This is a genomic window from Streptomyces sp. NPDC033178, assembly GCF_055577685.1.
Map to the genome: position 1 here is coordinate 96,903 of NZ_JBVIPT010000012.1, position 15,810 is coordinate 112,712.

Here is a 15,810-nt window from a genome sequence, read left to right on the forward strand (position 1 = left end):
CGGGTGACGCAGGACGAACACCACTCGAGCGGGACGAGAGCCATGTACGAAGAGCAACGCCCTGAGCAACGACCCGAGCAGCGGTCTGAACAGCGACCCGAGCAGCCGACCGAGCAGCGAGCCGACCGGCCCGGTCACGGCCCCCTCGCCGGGTTCACCGTCGGTGTGACCGCCGCCCGCCGTGCCGACGAACTCGGAGCCCTGCTCCAGCGGCGCGGCGCCGCCGTCATGCACGCGCCCGCCCTTCGTATCGTGCCCCTCTCCGACGACAGCGAGCTGCTCGCGGCGACCAAGCAACTGCTCCACGAGGCCCCGGACATCGTGGTCGCGACCACCGCGATCGGGTTCCGCGGGTGGGTCGAGGCCGCCGACGGGTGGGGGCTGGGGGAGGACCTGCTCGACACGCTCCGCGGAGTCGAGCTGCTCGCCCGCGGACCCAAGGTCAAAGGTGCGATACGGGCCCAGGGGCTGACCGAGGAGTGGTCCCCGTCCTCCGAATCCATGGCCGAGGTGCTCGACCGGCTGTTGGAGGAGGGAGTCGAAGGACGCCGGATCGCTGTCCAGCTGCACGGTGAGCCGCTGCCCGGGTTCGTCGAGTCGCTGCGTGCCGCGGGCGGAGACGTCGTCGGCGTGCCCGTGTACCGGTGGATGCCGCCGGAGGACATCGCGCCCGTCGACCGGCTGCTCGACGCCACGGTCACCCGCGGTGTGGACGCGCTGACCTTCACCAGCGCCCCGGCCGCCGCCTCGCTGCTCGGCCGCGCCGAGGACCGCGGACTGCTGCCCGAACTGCTCGCCGCCCTCAACCACGACGTGCTGCCCGCCTGCGTCGGCCCGGTCACCGCGCTGCCGCTGCAGGCCAGGGGCATCGACACGGTCCAACCGGAGCGCTTCCGGCTCGGCCCCCTCGTACAGGTGCTGTGTCAGGAACTGCCGTCCCGGGCGCGAACGTTGCCGATCGCAGGTCACCGGGTGGAGATCCGGGGGCACGCCGTGCTGGTGGACGACATGCTGCGGCCCGTGCCGCCCGCCGGAATGTCGCTGCTGCGCGCGCTGACCCGGCGGCCCGGCTGGGTGGTGGCCCGCGCCGAACTGCTGCGGGCCCTGCCCGGCGCCGGCAAGGACGAGCACGCCGTGGAGACGGCGATGGCCCGGCTGCGTACGGCACTGGGGGCGCCCAAGCTCATCCAGACGGTCGTCAAGCGCGGTTACCGGCTGGCGCTCGACCCGGTGGCCGACTCCAAGTACGGCGACGACTGACGACCGCTCCGGCCGTGGCGCCCGTACAGCACCAGAGCCCGCGCGAGCAGGCCGAACGCCACGATGTGCAGCAGGGCCCGTACGACGTTCCAGGCCACCCACGGGTCCTCGAACTTCTCGCGCACGGCGGCCGGATCGGCCGTCGTGGCCGGATTCCCGGCGTCCATGATCTCGTTGTTCAGCGGGATGTTGAAGACGACGGTGACCAGGAACGCGAGCGCGTACACGACGAGTGCCGCGAACACCCACACCCGGACCCGTGGCGAGCCGCGCAACTGCCAGGCCGAGAAGGCCGTGAGCAGCAGGGCGCCGTTGAAGCTCAGGAGGAACACCGGGTTCTGGATGACGTCGTTGATGTTCTGGATGACCTCGATGTAGACGCGGTCGTCGCTGCGGGCCAGCGCCGGCATCACGTTGTTCGCGTACGCGTAGAAGAGCCCGGCGACCAGACCCGTGACGACCGTGGCCGCGACCAGTACACCCCCGGCGGTCGAACGCCGCCCCTTGTTGCTCTCTGTGGTGGTTGCCATGTCTTTCAGTCAACCGGCGGGTCCCGGCGGACGACATGCTTCGGACTCGCGCCCGCATAAGCGGACGTCCAGCCGGGAGGGCCGGGCGGCGCGAGGGAGGGTACGGCCCGGCGCGGGGCTTCCCGCCGCGCGCGGGGGAAGGCACTGTAGGGAGTACGGGCCCTGCACGGCCCCCTCCCGTACCCCCACTCACGACCACTCACCGGCCCCGCATGGCGGCAACCCCAAGGCGGTGACAGGCACATGGCACTGGGCACGGCCACAGCCACGGCCCCGTACGAGCTGCGGTTCGACTCCGGACGGATCTGTCTCGATCTCCTGGCGACCACGCACCCCGAGGAACGGCTCGACTCGGCGGAGCCGTTGCGGGCCTGGATCACCGGATCCGGACTCGTCCCGGCGGGCACGTCGCTCGCCCCCGTCGACTCCTCCTGGCTCGTCGGATTTCGCGAACTACGCGGCCACATAGGCCAGTTGGTGCGTGCGGAGCCCTCCCGGGACTCCCGGCCCTTCGGCATCGCGCTTGCCCGCGTGAACGAACTCGCCCGCCCCGCACCGCCCGTGCCGCACGCGGTGTGGGACGCGGGCGGCTCGCTCGTACGCGCCCTGGACGGCCCGCCGGCCCCCGCCGCGCTGCTCGCGGCCATCGCCCGTGACACGGTGGAGCTGCTGACGGATCCGGCCGCCCGCGCGAGCATTCGGCAGTGTGAGGGAGACAACTGCCCCATCGTGTACCTGGATACGTCCAGAGGGCGTCGTCGCAGGTGGTGCTCCAGTGAGGTGTGCGGAAACCGCGAACGCGTTGCCAGGCACCGGCGCAGAGCAGCCCTCGCGCGGGCTTAGAGTTCCTCCGTGAAGGAGAGCCCCCAACTTCCCCACACTCTCCTCACAAAGAATGCCCGTCACTTTGAACACAGCCGCGCCTGCGCCCGTATCCCGGGATGAGCGACCGACTGGGGGATCCCCCGGACACCGGAGGTAGGCGTGCGCAAGGATTCCGCCGTGGCCGATGAACGATTGCCGAGGGCCCGACATCGTATGTCCCAGCCCTCGGAGCCGGACGAGGAGCTGATGCGTGCGCTCTACCGTGAACACGCCGGGCCTCTGCTCGCCTATGTGCTGCGGCTGGTCGCCGGGGACCGGCAGCGCGCGGAGGACGTCGTACAGGAGACGCTCATCCGTGCGTGGAAGAACGCCGGGCAGCTCAACCGAGCTACCGGTTCGGTACGCCCCTGGCTGGTGACGGTCGCTCGGCGCATCGTCATCGACGGGCACCGCAGCCGGCAGGCCCGGCCGCAGGAGGTGGACCCGTCGCCGCTGGAGGTCATTCCCGCGGAGGACGAGATCGACAAGGCGTTGTGGCTGATGACACTCTCTGACGCGCTCGACGACCTGACCCCCGCCCACCGGGAGGTACTGGTCGAGACGTACTTCAAGGGGCGTACCGTAAACGAGGCCGCCGAAACCCTGGGGATACCCAGCGGCACGGTGCGCTCACGGGTGTTCTATGCCCTGCGTTCGATGAAGCTCGCACTGGAGGAGCGGGGGGTGACGGCATGAGCACATACGGGGGATACGGAACGGGTAGTCCTGGACCCATGCAAAGTTCGCAAGGGCAGGGCGATGTGCACGAGACGGTTGGTGCCTATGCGCTCGGCATCCTCGACGACGCCGAAGCGACCGCCTTCGAGGCGCACCTCGCGACCTGCGAGTGGTGCGGCCAGCAACTCGACGAACTCGCCGGCATGGAGCCGATGCTCGCGGCCCTGGCGGATCTGCCCGCGGCCCAGGGCACACCGGCCATCGGTGAGTCGCTTTCCGCCCGACCGAGCCCACAGCTCGCGGACCGGCTGGTCGGCGAGGTCGTGGAGCGTCGCGTGCGCGCCAAGCGAAGCCGACGCCTCTTCTTCGGGCTCGCGGCCTCGCTGATCATCGGCGGCCCCATCGCCGCGATCGCGGCCACCGGCGGCGAGACGACCCAGGAGGCCAAGCCCCTGCAGTCCGCCAGTCCCGCCAAGGACGCGTTCACGCACATGACCGACAAGGTCAAGGCCACGGACCCGAGCACCAAGGTCAGCGCCGTGGTGGGCATGGAGGGCAAGGCCTGGGGCACCCATTCGGTCCTGGAGCTGAAGAACGTCAAGGGGCCCGAGAAGTGCTCCCTCATCGCCGTCGGCAAGAACGGCGAGCGGGAGACGGCCACCACCTGGGCGGTCCCGAAGTGGGGCTACGGCATCAAGAACGCCACGACGGAGCAGGCCAAGAACCCGCTCTACGTACACGGTGGCGTCGCCATGAACCCCGAGGACATCGACCACTTCGAGGTCATGACCTTCGACGGCAAGAAGCTGGTCGAGGTCGACGTGTAGGCGATCAAGAGCGGAAACGTAGCCTCACGGGCTCCCCTTCGCGTACGGTTGACGGCTGCCATGCACGTCAGAAGGGGGCCCGGTGGCCGCTCAGGTTCAGCAGGAAACGGCGTTCGATCCGGTGGGCGACTCCGTGCGCGACCAGGAGGTCGGAGTCGAGCAGGAACACCTGGATCGGGTGTACCGGCGCCTTGAGGAAAAGATCCACGAGGCGGAGTTCCTGATGAACGACGCCGCCCAGCGCGGCCAGGTCGGTACACCCGGAGCACTCGCGGAGCGTGACGCGCAGGTGTTCCGGGCGGGGATCCACCTCAACCGCCTGAACAACGAGTTCGAGGACTTCCTCTTCGGAAGGATCGACCTCCTCCGCGGCAAGGACGGCAAGAAGGGCCCGGACGGCGCGTACACGGCGGTGGAACCCGCCGAGGGTGCCGTACGGCCCGACAACACCGCCGAGATCGCGGAGACCCTCCACATCGGCCGTATCGGAGTCCTGGACTCGGACTACGCGCCGCTGGTCATCGACTGGCGGGCCCCGGCGGCCGCGCCGTTCTACCGCTCCACACCGGTCGACCCCGGCCGGGTGGTACGCCGACGGGTCATCCGCTCCAAGGGCCGCAGGGTCCTCGGGGTCGAGGACGACCTGATGCGCCCGGAGCTGAAAGCTTCCCTCTCCGGCCGCGAACTGCCGGTGATCGGCGACGGCGCGCTGATGGCCGCGCTCGGCCAGGCCCGCAGCCACACCATGCGGGACATCGTCGCCTCCATCCAGGCCGAGCAGGACATGGTCATCCGGGCACCCGCCGCGTCCGTCACGTACGTGGAGGGCGGGCCGGGCACCGGCAAGACCGCGGTCGCCCTGCACCGGGCCGCCTACCTGCTCTACCAGGACCGCAGGCGGTACGCGGGCGGCATCCTGATCGTCTCGCCCACGCCCCTGCTGGTCGCGTACACCGAGGGCGTCCTCCCGTCCCTGGGTGAGGAGGGCCAGGTCGCCATCCGCGCGGTCGGCTCCCTGGTCGACGGCGCCGAGGCCACGCTGTACGACTCACCGGCGGTGGCCCGCGCCAAGGGCTCGTACAGGATGCTCAAGGTGCTGCGGAAGGCGGCGCGGGGGGCACTGGAGGCGCCGGGCGGGCCCGGCCGGGCGCCCGCGCGCGGCAGGCGGAACGGTCAGGCCGGCCGCAACGGCCACAACGGTCAGGCCGGTCAGCTCGCGTTCGGCGACCTGGAAGACGGCTTCGCCGACTCCGACGGCTTCGACGACGAGTCTCAAGCCCCCTCCGCCACATCCACCACCCGCCTCCGGGTCGTCGCCTTCGGGCGCCGGCTGGAGCTGGAGGCGCCCGAGCTGGACCGGATCCGCCAGAACGCGCTCTCCGGGACCGCCCCCGTGAACCTGCTGCGACCGCGTGCCCGCAAGCTGCTGCTCGACGCCCTCTGGGCGCGGTCCGGCGCCGGGACCCGGCACACGGACCCCGAGCTGGCGGCCGAGCTGCGCTCCTCGTTCGACGAGGACGTCAGCTCCGAGGACAGCTTCATCGCGTTCGTCGACGCCTGGTGGCCCGAGCTGGCACCGAGTGCCGTTCTGGAGGCGATGGCCGACGAGAAACGGCTCGGACGCTGGGCGCGGCGGATCCTCAACCCCGGTGAGGTACGGCGGGTCGCCCGCTCCCTCAAGCGGGACGGCCTCTCCGTGCACGACGTGGCCATGCTCGACGAGCTCCAGGCCATCCTCGGCACGCCGGCCCGCCCCCGCAGGAAGCGCGACCTCGACCCGCTCGACCAGCTGACGGGCCTGGAGGAGCTCATGCCCGCACGCGAGGAGACGCAGCGCGAGCGGGCCGAGCGGCTGGCCCAGGAGCGCACGGAGTACGCGCACGTCATCGTCGACGAGGCACAGGACCTCACGCCCATGCAGTGGCGCATGATCGGCCGCCGCGGACGGCACGCCACGTGGACGGTGGTCGGCGACCCCGCCCAGTCCTCGTGGTCGGACCCGGACGAGGCCGCCGAGGCCCGTGACGAGGCCCTCGGCACGCGCCCGCGCCGCCGCTTCACGCTCACCGTGAACTACCGCAACCCGGCCGAGATCGCCGAGCTCGCCGCCAAGGTCCTGGCCCTGGCCATGCCCGGCTCCACCTCGCCGTCCGCGGTGCGCTCCACGGGCGTACGGCCGCGGTACGCGGTGGTGCGGGACTCCCTGGCCAAGACCGTGCGGGAGGAGGCCGCGCGGCTGCTCGACCAGGTCGACGGCACGGTCGGTGTCGTCGTCGCCATGAACCGCCGCGCCGAGGCCGCGCGCTGGCTCGCCGGGCTCGGCGACCGCGTGGTGGCGCTCGGCAGCCTGGAGGCGAAGGGACTGGAGTACGACGCCACGGTGGTCGTCTCCCCGGCGGAGATCGCCGACGAGTCGCCGGCCGGGCTGCGCGTGCTGTACGTGGCGCTGACCCGGGCCACCCAGCAGCTCACCGTCGTCTCGGCCGACCGCGACGAACCGGACGCGAACGGGGTGCCGGACCTGCTGCGGGACTGACCGGGCCCCGGCTCGCGGTCCGGCTCCGGTCCGCCCCGCGAGCCGGACCGGACCTCGCCCGAAGAACCTTCTCTGTGAACCTCCGGTACGGGAATTGCCTTACGGGGATCGTTTGTTACGGTTGGTGTGGCACCGGCCCGATCCAAGCCCCCGGGCCCAACCTTCGTCGCTACGAGCGACCACTTGCCGCGAGGCGAGCATGGCGGGTCGGTGTCATTGAACGAATTCCGCTCACGACATGTCGTGAGCGGACGAGAGGCCCCTGTCACCCAGTGACAGGGGCCTCTCTTTGATTGAGAACAAAACGTTCGCAATCCAGGGCGGCTACCACGTACTCCGCGGTAGGTGCGACGATCGGACGGCAAACCCGCGAACCAGTAGCGCTCGCAGTACCCCGGTGAAAGCAGAGGAAGTCGGCCATGGCAACGGCGCCCAGCGTCTCCTACTCGATTACGGTCCGGTTGGAGGTGCCCGCGAGCGGAACCGCGGTCTCCCAGATCACCACGGCCGTGGAGTCCCACGGAGGCTCGGTGACGGGCCTCGACGTGACGGCCTCCGGCCACGAGAAGCTCCGGATCGACGTCACCATCGCGGCGTCGTCCACCGCCCACGCCGACGAGATCGTCGAGCAGCTGCGCGGCATCGAGGACGTGACGCTCGGCAAGGTGTCCGACCGTACGTTCCTGATGCACCTCGGCGGCAAGATCGAGATGCAGTCCAAGCACCCGATCCGCAACCGTGACGACCTCTCGATGATCTACACCCCGGGCGTGGCCCGCGTGTGCATGGCGATCGCCGAGAACCCCGAGGACGCCCGCCGGCTGACCATCAAGCGCAACACCGTCGCGGTCGTGACGGACGGCTCGGCGGTCCTGGGACTTGGCAACATCGGCCCGATGGCCGCCATGCCGGTCATGGAGGGCAAGGCGGCGCTCTTCAAGCGCTTCGCCGACATCGACGCCTGGCCGCTGTGCCTGGACACCCAGGACACCGACGAGATCGTCGCGATCGTCAAGGCGATCGCCCCGGGCTTCGCCGGTATCAACCTTGAGGACATCTCGGCCCCGCGCTGCTTCGAGATCGAGGCCCGCCTCCGTGAGGCCCTCGACATCCCCGTCTTCCACGACGACCAGCACGGCACGGCGATCGTCGTGCTCGCGGCCCTCACGAACGCGCTGCGCGTGGCCGGCAAGGCGATCGGCGACATCCGGGTCGTCATGTCCGGCGCGGGCGCGGCCGGTACGGCCATCCTGAAGCTGCTGCTCGCCGCCGGCGTCAAGCACGCCGTCGTCGCCGACATCCACGGTGTGGTGCACGCGGGCCGTGAGGACCTGGTGAAGGCCGCCGCCGACTCGCCGCTGCGGTGGATCGCCGACAACACCAACCCCGAAGGGGTCACGGGGACGCTCAAGGAGGCCGTGCGCGGCTCGGACGTCTTCATCGGCGTCTCGGCCCCGAACGTGCTGGACGGCGACGACGTGGCCACCATGGCCGAGGGTGCCATCGTGTTCGCGCTCGCGAACCCCGACCCCGAGGTCGACCCGGCGATCGCCCGCCAGACCGCCGCCGTCGTGGCCACCGGCCGCTCCGACTTCCCGAACCAGATCAACAACGTGCTGGTCTTCCCGGGTGTCTTCCGTGGCCTGCTGGACGCCCAGTCCCGCACGGTCAACACGGAGATGATGCTTGCGGCCGCAACCGCCCTGGCGGACGTGGTGACCGAGGACGAGCTCAACCCGAACTACATCATCCCCAGCGTCTTCAACGACAAGGTCGCGGGCGCGGTCGCCGGGGCGGTCCGCACCGCGGCGAAGGCGGCGGGCGCGACGGCCTGAGCGCCGGCCCGACACTCCTGGGGGCTGCCGCCCCGGCCCCCGCTCCGCGCCCCTGAAAGATTGCGCAGTTCCCCGCGCCCCTTGGGTATTTCAGCCCCTCCGGCGTTTGAGGAGCGGGGGTTCGGGGGCGGAGCCCCTGAAAGTGACGGGACTGGGTAGGGGAGGCGGGGGCGGGGAAATACCTCGTCCGGTGGCGACTGTGACGGTTGCCACCCGCCCCCCGTACCGGCGCGTCGCCGGACGTGGGGCGTCAGGCCGCCTCTAGGGTGGCGGCCATGGCTCAGTCCCTGAGGGCCCACCAGGCCATTCAGGCCCTGCGGTCCGCTGCCGGGAACCGACGGAGCGTCACCAATTCGAGGCCGTGGCGCTTTTCGTGTGACTCCCAGGGGTGCCGGATTGGCTTTCCCGCCGCAGGTGGGGGCAGGATGCGTCTTCGGGCGCGAGGGTCCGGCCTCGGACCCGGGTCCGGGGACCGCCGAGGAACCTGGCAGCATCGGCTTCGACGTGCCCAATATGCGGCTCCGCCGCGTGGCACGCCTCAACGGCAAGAAGAACACGGGAGTAACAACATGAACCGCAGTGAGCTGGTGGCCGCGCTGGCCGACCGTGCCGAGGTGACCCGCAAGGACGCCGACGCCGTTCTGGCCGCCTTTGCCGAGACCGTCGGTGAGATCGTCGCCAAGGGCGACGAGAAGGTCACCATCCCCGGCTTCCTGACCTTCGAGCGCACCCACCGTGCCGCTCGCACCGCGCGGAACCCGCAGACCGGCGACCCGATCCAGATCCCCGCCGGCTACAGCGTCAAGGTCTCCGCGGGCAGCAAGCTCAAGGAAGCCGCCAAGGGCAAGTGACCTTGCCGTCTACACCTCGCGGGACGGTGTTCGGCAGGTAGTAGCAGGTAGGTAGGCAGTAGTAAGTGCGATGGGGCGGCACCCGGATCCCGGGTGCCGCCCCATCGCTGTTGCGCTTGCCGATGGCCTCGAAAGCGGGCCGGGCCGAACAGTGCCCGGCCGGGCCGAGAGGCGCCGGCCGGGATGATTCCCGCTAGCCGAGCGCCTTGCCGGGCAGCTCGACCTTCGCCCCCAGCTCCACGAGCTTCTCCATGAAGTTCTCGTAGCCGCGGTTGATCAGGTCGATGCCGTGGACGCGGGACGTGCCCTGGGCCGCCAGCGCGGCGATGAGGTACGAGAAGCCGCCGCGGAGGTCGGGGATGACCAGGTCGGCGCCCTGGAGCCTCGTGGGGCCCGACACGACCGCCGAGTGGAGGAAGTTGCGCTGGCCGAAGCGGCAGTGGGAGCCGCCGAGGCACTCGCGGTAGAGCTGGATGTGCGCGCCCATCTGGTTGAGCGCGGAGGTGAAGCCGAGGCGGGATTCGTACACCGTCTCGTGGACGATGGAGAGGCCGGTCGCCTGTGTGAGGGCGACGACGAGCGGCTGCTGCCAGTCCGTCTGGAAGCCCGGGTGGACGTCCGTCTCCAGCGCGATGGACTTCAGCTGGCCGCCCGGGTGCCAGAAGCGGATGCCCTCGTCGTCGATCTCGAAGGCACCACCCACCTTCCGGTAGGTGTTCAGGAACGTCATCATCGAGCGCTGCTGGGCGCCGCGGACGTAGATGTTGCCTTCGGTCGCCAGGGCCGCGGAAGCCCACGAGGCGGCCTCCAGGCGGTCCGGCAGGGCCGCATGGGTGTAGCCACCGAGCTTGTCGACACCAGTGACGCGGATGGTGCGGTCGGTGTCCATCGCGATGATCGCGCCCATTTTCTGCAGAACGCAGATCAGGTCCTCGATCTCCGGCTCCACGGCCGCGTTCGACAGCTCCGTCACGCCCTCCGCGAGGACGGCCGTCAGCAGCACCTGCTCGGTCGCGCCCACGGACGGGTACGGCAGCGTGATCTTCGTGCCGCGCAGCCGCTGCGGAGCCTCCAGATACTGGCCGTCCGCGCGCTTCTCGATCGTCGCGCCGAACTGGCGCAGCACCTCGAAGTGGAAGTCGATCGGCCGGCCGCCGATGTCGCAGCCGCCCAGGCCCGGGATGAACGCGTGCCCGAGGCGGTGCAGGAGCGGACCGCAGAGGAGGATCGGGATACGCGAGGAGCCCGCGTGCGCGTCGATGTCCGCGACGTTCGCGCTCTCCACGTGCGACGGGTCCATGACGAGCTCGCCCGGTTCCTCGCCCGGACGGACCGTCACACCGTGCAGCTGCAGCAGCCCGCGTACGACCCGCACGTCACGGATGTCGGGGACGTTGCGCAGTCGGCTCGGAGCACTACCGAGCAGCGCGGCGACCATGGCCTTCGGTACGAGGTTCTTCGCACCGCGGACCCGGATCTCGCCCTCCAGCGGGGTTCCGCCGTGGACAAGGAGTACGTCGTCTGAGCCGTTGACGGTCATGTATCTCGCGTTCCGGTTGGTTGGACAGGGGCGAAGAAGCAAGCGTAATGGCCGCCTACCCCCGTTCAGTAAGCCCAAGGGGGCCCCAGGGACGTCATAGCTTTGCCACAACACGAACCGCTCCTAAACGGACACACGGGGTCACCGGCGAGGGCGTGCGCTCCACCTGCATCTGTACGCCCTGAGCTGCATTCACCCGGGTACGGGTATTGCCTCCCCCCGCACGGGGAAGATGCGGGATCATGTCTCGCATGACCGAGGTGTCCTCGCTCACAGGGCGACTGCTCGTGGCCACGCCCGCCCTGGCGGACCCGAACTTCGACCGTGCGGTGGTGCTGCTCCTCGACCACGACGAGGAGGGCTCCCTGGGTGTCGTCCTCAACCGCCCCACACCGGTGGATGTGAGCGACATCCTCTCGGGCTGGGCGGACCTCGCGGGCGAGCCCGGTGTGGTCTTCCAGGGCGGCCCGGTCTCGCTCGACTCCGCGCTAGGTGTGGCGGTGATCCCCGGGGGTGTGTCGGGGGAGCGCGCTCCGCTGGGCTGGCGGCGGGTGCACGGGGCGATCGGGCTCGTGGACCTGGAGGCCCCGCCGGAGCTGCTGGCCTCGGCCCTCGGTTCGCTCCGGATCTTCGCCGGATACGCGGGCTGGGGCCCCGGACAGCTGGAGGACGAGCTCGGCGAGGGCGCCTGGTACGTGGTGGAGTCGGAGCCGGGAGACGTCTCCTCGCCCTCTCCGGAACGGCTGTGGCGCGAGGTGCTGCGCCGCCAGCGCAACGAGCTGGCGATGGTGGCCACGTACCCGGACGACCCTTCGCTCAACTGATGCCTCCCGGCTTCAGTACTCTTGCGTCTATGAGCACTCTTGAGCCTGAGACCCAGCCCCAGCGAGGCACTGGGACGGGGACCCTCGTAGAGCCGACGCCGCAGACGTCGCACGGCGACGGGGACCACGAGCGCTTCGCCCACTACGTCCAGAAGGACAAGATCATGGCGAGCGCGCTGGACGGCACGCCCGTCGTGGCGCTCTGCGGCAAGGTGTGGGTGCCGGGCCGCGACCCGAAGAAGTACCCCGTGTGCCCCATGTGCAAGGAGATCTACGAGTCCATGGGCGCCGGCGGCGACGAGGGCAAGGGCGGCGGCGACAAGAAGTAACGCCCCCGGCGTACCTCCGGTGACTTCCCGCCCGGTGACCTCCCGCCGGGCGCGGGGTGCCGCCGGGCGCAGTGGCGCCGGGCCGGGTGGTGCAGCGCCGCGTGGTGCCTTGTCGGCGGTTCCGGCCGTCCAACCTTCCGGTGGGCGGGCAAGGTTGTCGTGACCGTGGGCCCCGGATGCGTTCTTTGGGCGCTTCCGGGGCCTTTGCACTGCCCGTGTACGAGCCACTCGTTGCACGGAGTGCTTCGAGTGGTCACAGAGTGGTTGAGACCTCTTGTGGCCGTGTTCATGTACTCCATAGCCTCCGACGTGTTGTGCAGCGCAAAACCACCATTGCACGTGCTGCAACGCGCTCCCCCGGAGGACGCCCCGTGAAGCTCTCGAAACTCTCTGCCCGAATGGCCGCCCCGATAGCCGCGCTCGTCGTCGCCGGGCTCACGGCCACCGCCTGCGCCCCCGAGTCCTCCGACAACTCCGGGGGCAAGGACGAGAAGAGCGGCACCCTGCGGGTGTGGCTCTTCCAGGAGGTCGACACCGCACCGAAGGAGAAGGTGGTCGACGGTGTCGTCGCCGCCTTCGAGAAGGCCCACAAGGGCACGAAGGTCGACGTCCAGTACATCCCCGTCGAGACCCGCGCCGAGAAGATCAAGGCCGCCTTCAACGACCCCAAGAGCGCGCCGGACATCATCGAGTACGGGAACACCGACACGGCCGGTTACGTCAAGGACGGCGGGCTCGCCGACGTCACCAAGGAGTTCACGGACTGGAACGAGTCCAAGGACACCGACCCGACCGCCAAGCAGTCCGTCACGGTCGACGGCAAGATCTACGGCGCCCCGTACTTCGTCGGCGTCCGCGCCCTCTACTACCGCACGGACGTGTTCGAGGAGCTGGGCCTCGAAGTACCCAAGACCCAGGCCGAGTTGATCAGCACCGCCAAGGCGATCCGGCAGGCGAAGCCGGACCTGTACGGGCTCGCGGTCGGCGGCGCCTACACGTACGGCGCGATGCCGTTCATCTGGTCCAACGGCGGCGAGATCGCCGAGGGCAAGGGCGGCTCGTACGCCTCGACGATCGACGGCGCGGACGCCCAGAAGGGCATCAAGGCGTACACCTCGCTGTTCGGCGACGACAACTGTCCGGCCGCCAAGTGCGCGGGCATGGGCGGCAACGACACCGTCACCGCGTTCGCCTCGGGCAAGGCGGGCATGGCGATCGGCGGCGACTTCAGCCACGCGGCGATCGAGGCCGGGAAGGTCAAGGGCAAGTACGCGGTCGTGCCGCTGCCCGGCGTGAAGTCCGGTGAGATCGCTCCCGCGTTCGCGGGCGGCAACAACCTCGGCGTACTGAACAGCACCTCGCACCGCACGCTCGCCGTCGACCTGATGGAGCAGCTCGCCTCGAAGAAGACGCAGGACGAACTCTTCGACGCGATGGGCTTCCTGCCGACGTTCACGGACGTACGCCAGGACGTCGCCAAGCGCGAGCCGTTCGTCGCGCCCTTCGTGAAGACCCTCGGCGCGGGCGCCAAGTTCGTCCCGGCCTCGCCGGCCTGGTCCCAGATCGACGCGTCCCTCGTACTGCCGACCATGTTCCAGGAGGTCGTCAGCGGGCGTAAGAGCGTGGACGCGGCCTCGAAGGACGCGGCGAAGAAGATGAACGCCGCGTTCAGCTCCGCGGGGTGAGCCGGATGACGAACCGTCCGCTGCGCGGCTCAGGCCCGTCGCCGGGCCACGATGTCCCGGCGGAGCGGGCCGGGAAACCGGCCTCCGCGGCTGTGCCGGAGGCGGCCACGGCCGCCTCCGGGCGGGCCGGCGGTCCCGGCGCGGGTGTTTCCGGGGCCGCGGCCCCGGTCGCGGCCCGCACCGAGACCCGTCGGGCCGCGGGGTCCGAGCCGATGAAGGGGGCGCCCGCCGGGGCCGCCCGCCGGGCGCCCCGGCCGGGCCGACGAGCGGCCACCGGCCGCAAGTCCCCGCTCGCGCGGGGCGGATGGACGCCCTGGCTCTACCTCGCCCCCGCGCTCGTCGTCATCGGCGGGCTGCTCGTCTACCCCGTCTACCAGCTCGGGCTGATCTCGTTCCTGGAGTACACGCAGGCACAGGTCAGCGGCGGGGAGCCGGCCACCTTCCAGGGGTTCGGGAACTACGCGACCCTCTTCGGGGACCCGCAGTTCTGGCAGGTCCTGCTGGCCACCGTGCTGTTCGCCGCCGCGTGTGTGGTGTCGACGCTCGCGGTGGGCTGCGCGCTCGCCGTCCTCCTGACACGTGTCCGTGCCGTGCCGCGGCTCGCGCTGATGCTGGCCGCGCTCGGCGCGTGGGCGACACCCGCGGTGACCGGGTCGACGGTGTGGCTGCTCCTCTTCGACCCCGACTTCGGTCCGGTCAACCGAATCCTCGGGCTCGGCGACCACTCCTGGACGTACGGCCGCTACAGCGCCTTCGCCCTCGTCCTGCTCGAAGTGGTCTGGTGCTCCTTCCCGTTCGTGATGGTCACGGTGTACGCCGGCATCCGCGCCGTACCGGCCGAAGTGCTGGAGGCCGCGTCCCTGGACGGCGCCTCCCAGTGGCGGATCTGGCGCTCGGTGCTCGCCCCGATGCTCCGGCCGATCCTCGTGGTCGTCACCATCCAGTCGGTCATCTGGGACTTCAAGGTCTTCACGCAGATCTACGTCATGACGGGCGGCGGCGGCATCGCCGGCCAGAACCTCGTACTGAACGTGTACGCCTACCAGAAGGCCTTCGCGTCCTCCCAGTACAGCCTCGGCTCGGCGATCGGAGTGGTGATGCTGCTGATTCTGCTCGCCGTCACGCTCGTATATCTGAGGCTGATCAGAAGGCAGGGGGAGGAGCTGTGAGTTCCGCAAGTCCCGTGAAAACAGAAGGCTTTGTACGTGATTTCGTACGCCGTTCCGTACAGCGGCCGTGGCGGCTGGCGGCCGAGGCATCCGCACTGCTGATCGCGGCGGTCGTCGCATTCCCCCTCTACTGGATGGTGCTCAGCGCCTTCAAGCCCGCCGGGGAGATCGAGTCGACCGAGCCGCGGCCCTGGACGCTGGACCCGACGGTCGATTCCTTCCGACGCGTCTTCGGGCAGCAGGAATTCGGCCGGTACTTCCTCAACAGCCTCGTCGTGGCGGTCACCGTGGTCGCCGTCTCGGCGCTCATCGCGTTTCTCGCGGCGACCGCCGTGACACGATTCCGCTTCCGTTTCCGCACCACCCTGCTCATCATGTTCCTGATCGCGCAGATGGTGCCCGTCGAGGCCCTGACGATCCCCCTCTTCTTCCAGATGCGGGACTTCGGTCAGCTCAACACGCTGGGCGCGCTGATCCTGCCGCACATCGCCTTCTCGCTGCCCTTCGCGATCTGGATGCTGCGCGGCTTTGTGAAGGCAGTCCCGGAGGCGCTGGAGGAGGCCGCCTACATCGACGGGGCGAGCAGGACGCGGTTCCTGTGGCAGATCCTTTTCCCGCTGGTCTTTCCCGGGCTCGTCGCCACCAGCGTGTTCTCGTTCATCTCCGCGTGGAACGACTTCCTCTTCGCCAAGTCCTTCATCATCAGCGACACTTCGCAGTCCACACTGCCGATGGCACTCCTTGTCTTCTACAAGCCCGACGACCCCGACTGGGGCGGTGTGATGGCCGCGTCCACGGTGATGACCATTCCGGTACTGATCTTCTTCGTACTCGTACAGCGACGGCTGGTCTCCGGACTGGGCGGCGCGGTGAAGGACTGAG

General features: G+C 70.0%; 14 protein-coding genes. 12 read left to right on the forward strand and 2 right to left on the reverse strand.

The window, feature by feature from the left end; translation table 11 throughout:
• Positions 1–42: 42 nt before the first annotated feature.
• The gene (locus tag ACZ5VQ_RS28085; RefSeq protein ID WP_469107315.1) at positions 43–1,260 is read left to right on the forward strand and encodes a uroporphyrinogen-III synthase; all 1,218 of its coding nucleotides are present in this window, start codon (positions 43–45) and stop codon (positions 1,258–1,260) included.
• Here the strand turns inward: ACZ5VQ_RS28085 and ACZ5VQ_RS28090 are convergent.
• A complete protein-coding gene (locus ACZ5VQ_RS28090) occupies positions 1,209–1,790 on the reverse strand; it encodes an anthrone oxygenase family protein (RefSeq protein WP_469107316.1) in 582 nt (193 codons plus the stop codon). The genes ACZ5VQ_RS28085 and ACZ5VQ_RS28090 overlap by 52 nt on opposite strands.
• A gap of 243 nt (positions 1,791–2,033) precedes the next feature.
• On the opposite strand from ACZ5VQ_RS28090, the gene ACZ5VQ_RS28095 reads away from it, so the two are divergent.
• From ACZ5VQ_RS28095 to ACZ5VQ_RS28120, 6 genes are all read left to right on the forward strand, one after another.
• A complete protein-coding gene (locus tag ACZ5VQ_RS28095; RefSeq protein ID WP_469107317.1) occupies positions 2,034–2,633 on the forward strand; it encodes a CGNR zinc finger domain-containing protein in 600 nt (199 codons plus the stop codon).
• A gap of 195 nt (positions 2,634–2,828) precedes the next feature.
• Complete coding sequence (locus ACZ5VQ_RS28100) at positions 2,829–3,350, forward strand: sigma-70 family RNA polymerase sigma factor (protein ID WP_010039908.1); 522 nt, start codon at positions 2,829–2,831, stop codon at positions 3,348–3,350.
• A gap of 38 nt (positions 3,351–3,388) precedes the next feature.
• Positions 3,389–4,159, forward strand: a complete 771-nt coding sequence (locus ACZ5VQ_RS28105; RefSeq protein ID WP_362077114.1) for a zf-HC2 domain-containing protein — start codon at positions 3,389–3,391, stop codon at positions 4,157–4,159.
• A gap of 82 nt (positions 4,160–4,241) precedes the next feature.
• A complete protein-coding gene (locus tag ACZ5VQ_RS28110; protein WP_469107318.1) occupies positions 4,242–6,695 on the forward strand; it encodes a HelD family protein in 2,454 nt (817 codons plus the stop codon).
• A gap of 419 nt (positions 6,696–7,114) precedes the next feature.
• Entirely contained in the window at positions 7,115–8,530 is a 1,416-nt protein-coding gene (locus tag ACZ5VQ_RS28115) for an NAD-dependent malic enzyme (protein ID WP_469107319.1), read from the forward strand.
• A gap of 569 nt (positions 8,531–9,099) precedes the next feature.
• The gene (locus ACZ5VQ_RS28120) at positions 9,100–9,381 is read left to right on the forward strand and encodes an HU family DNA-binding protein (RefSeq protein WP_007382399.1); all 282 of its coding nucleotides are present in this window, start codon (positions 9,100–9,102) and stop codon (positions 9,379–9,381) included.
• A 193-nt stretch (positions 9,382–9,574) separates the two neighbouring features.
• On the opposite strand, the gene murA is transcribed toward ACZ5VQ_RS28120, so the two are convergent.
• Positions 9,575–10,921, reverse strand: a complete 1,347-nt coding sequence (gene murA / locus ACZ5VQ_RS28125; protein WP_362077120.1) for a UDP-N-acetylglucosamine 1-carboxyvinyltransferase — start codon at positions 10,919–10,921, stop codon at positions 9,575–9,577.
• A 251-nt stretch (positions 10,922–11,172) separates the two neighbouring features.
• Between murA and ACZ5VQ_RS28130 the strand changes: the two genes are divergently transcribed.
• The 5 genes from ACZ5VQ_RS28130 (at position 11,173) to ACZ5VQ_RS28150 (ending at position 15,809) form a co-directional block, all read left to right on the forward strand.
• The gene (locus ACZ5VQ_RS28130) at positions 11,173–11,745 is read left to right on the forward strand and encodes a YqgE/AlgH family protein (RefSeq protein WP_469107320.1); all 573 of its coding nucleotides are present in this window, start codon (positions 11,173–11,175) and stop codon (positions 11,743–11,745) included.
• A gap of 29 nt (positions 11,746–11,774) precedes the next feature.
• Positions 11,775–12,074 (forward strand): DUF3039 domain-containing protein, encoded by a 300-nt coding sequence (locus ACZ5VQ_RS28135; RefSeq protein ID WP_143632673.1) that lies wholly within the window; start codon positions 11,775–11,777, stop codon positions 12,072–12,074.
• A 398-nt stretch (positions 12,075–12,472) separates the two neighbouring features.
• Positions 12,473–13,759 carry an extracellular solute-binding protein gene (locus ACZ5VQ_RS28140; protein ID WP_469107321.1) on the forward strand — a complete coding sequence of 429 codons (1,287 nt, stop codon included), beginning with the start codon at positions 12,473–12,475 and terminating at the stop codon, positions 13,757–13,759.
• 212 nt (positions 13,760–13,971) lie between these two features.
• Positions 13,972–14,928 carry a carbohydrate ABC transporter permease gene (locus tag ACZ5VQ_RS28145; RefSeq protein WP_469107489.1) on the forward strand — a complete coding sequence of 319 codons (957 nt, stop codon included), beginning with the start codon at positions 13,972–13,974 and terminating at the stop codon, positions 14,926–14,928.
• Positions 14,929–14,942: 14 nt separating this feature from the next.
• Positions 14,943–15,809, forward strand: a complete 867-nt coding sequence (locus ACZ5VQ_RS28150; RefSeq protein WP_362077522.1) for a carbohydrate ABC transporter permease — start codon at positions 14,943–14,945, stop codon at positions 15,807–15,809.
• Position 15,810 lies beyond the last annotated feature (1 nt).

Excerpts from the sequence above, each read along its gene's own strand:
- ACZ5VQ_RS28085 (WP_469107315.1), top strand. The coding sequence starts at position 43 with ATGTACGAAGAGCAACGCCCTGAGCAACGACCCGAGCAGCGGTCTGAA.
- ACZ5VQ_RS28090 (WP_469107316.1), bottom strand. The coding sequence starts at position 1,790 with ATGGCAACCACCACAGAGAGCAACAAGGGGCGGCGTTCGACCGCCGGG.
- ACZ5VQ_RS28095 (WP_469107317.1), top strand. The coding sequence starts at position 2,034 with ATGGCACTGGGCACGGCCACAGCCACGGCCCCGTACGAGCTGCGGTTC.
- ACZ5VQ_RS28100 (WP_010039908.1), top strand. The coding sequence starts at position 2,829 with ATGTCCCAGCCCTCGGAGCCGGACGAGGAGCTGATGCGTGCGCTCTAC.
- ACZ5VQ_RS28105 (WP_362077114.1), top strand. The coding sequence starts at position 3,389 with ATGCAAAGTTCGCAAGGGCAGGGCGATGTGCACGAGACGGTTGGTGCC.
- ACZ5VQ_RS28115 (WP_469107319.1), top strand. The coding sequence starts at position 7,115 with ATGGCAACGGCGCCCAGCGTCTCCTACTCGATTACGGTCCGGTTGGAG.
- ACZ5VQ_RS28120 (WP_007382399.1), top strand. The coding sequence starts at position 9,100 with ATGAACCGCAGTGAGCTGGTGGCCGCGCTGGCCGACCGTGCCGAGGTG.
- murA (WP_362077120.1), bottom strand. The coding sequence starts at position 10,921 with ATGACCGTCAACGGCTCAGACGACGTACTCCTTGTCCACGGCGGAACC.
- ACZ5VQ_RS28130 (WP_469107320.1), top strand. The coding sequence starts at position 11,173 with ATGACCGAGGTGTCCTCGCTCACAGGGCGACTGCTCGTGGCCACGCCC.
- ACZ5VQ_RS28135 (WP_143632673.1), top strand. The coding sequence starts at position 11,775 with ATGAGCACTCTTGAGCCTGAGACCCAGCCCCAGCGAGGCACTGGGACG.
- ACZ5VQ_RS28140 (WP_469107321.1), top strand. The coding sequence starts at position 12,473 with ATGGCCGCCCCGATAGCCGCGCTCGTCGTCGCCGGGCTCACGGCCACC.
- ACZ5VQ_RS28145 (WP_469107489.1), top strand. The coding sequence starts at position 13,972 with ATGAAGGGGGCGCCCGCCGGGGCCGCCCGCCGGGCGCCCCGGCCGGGC.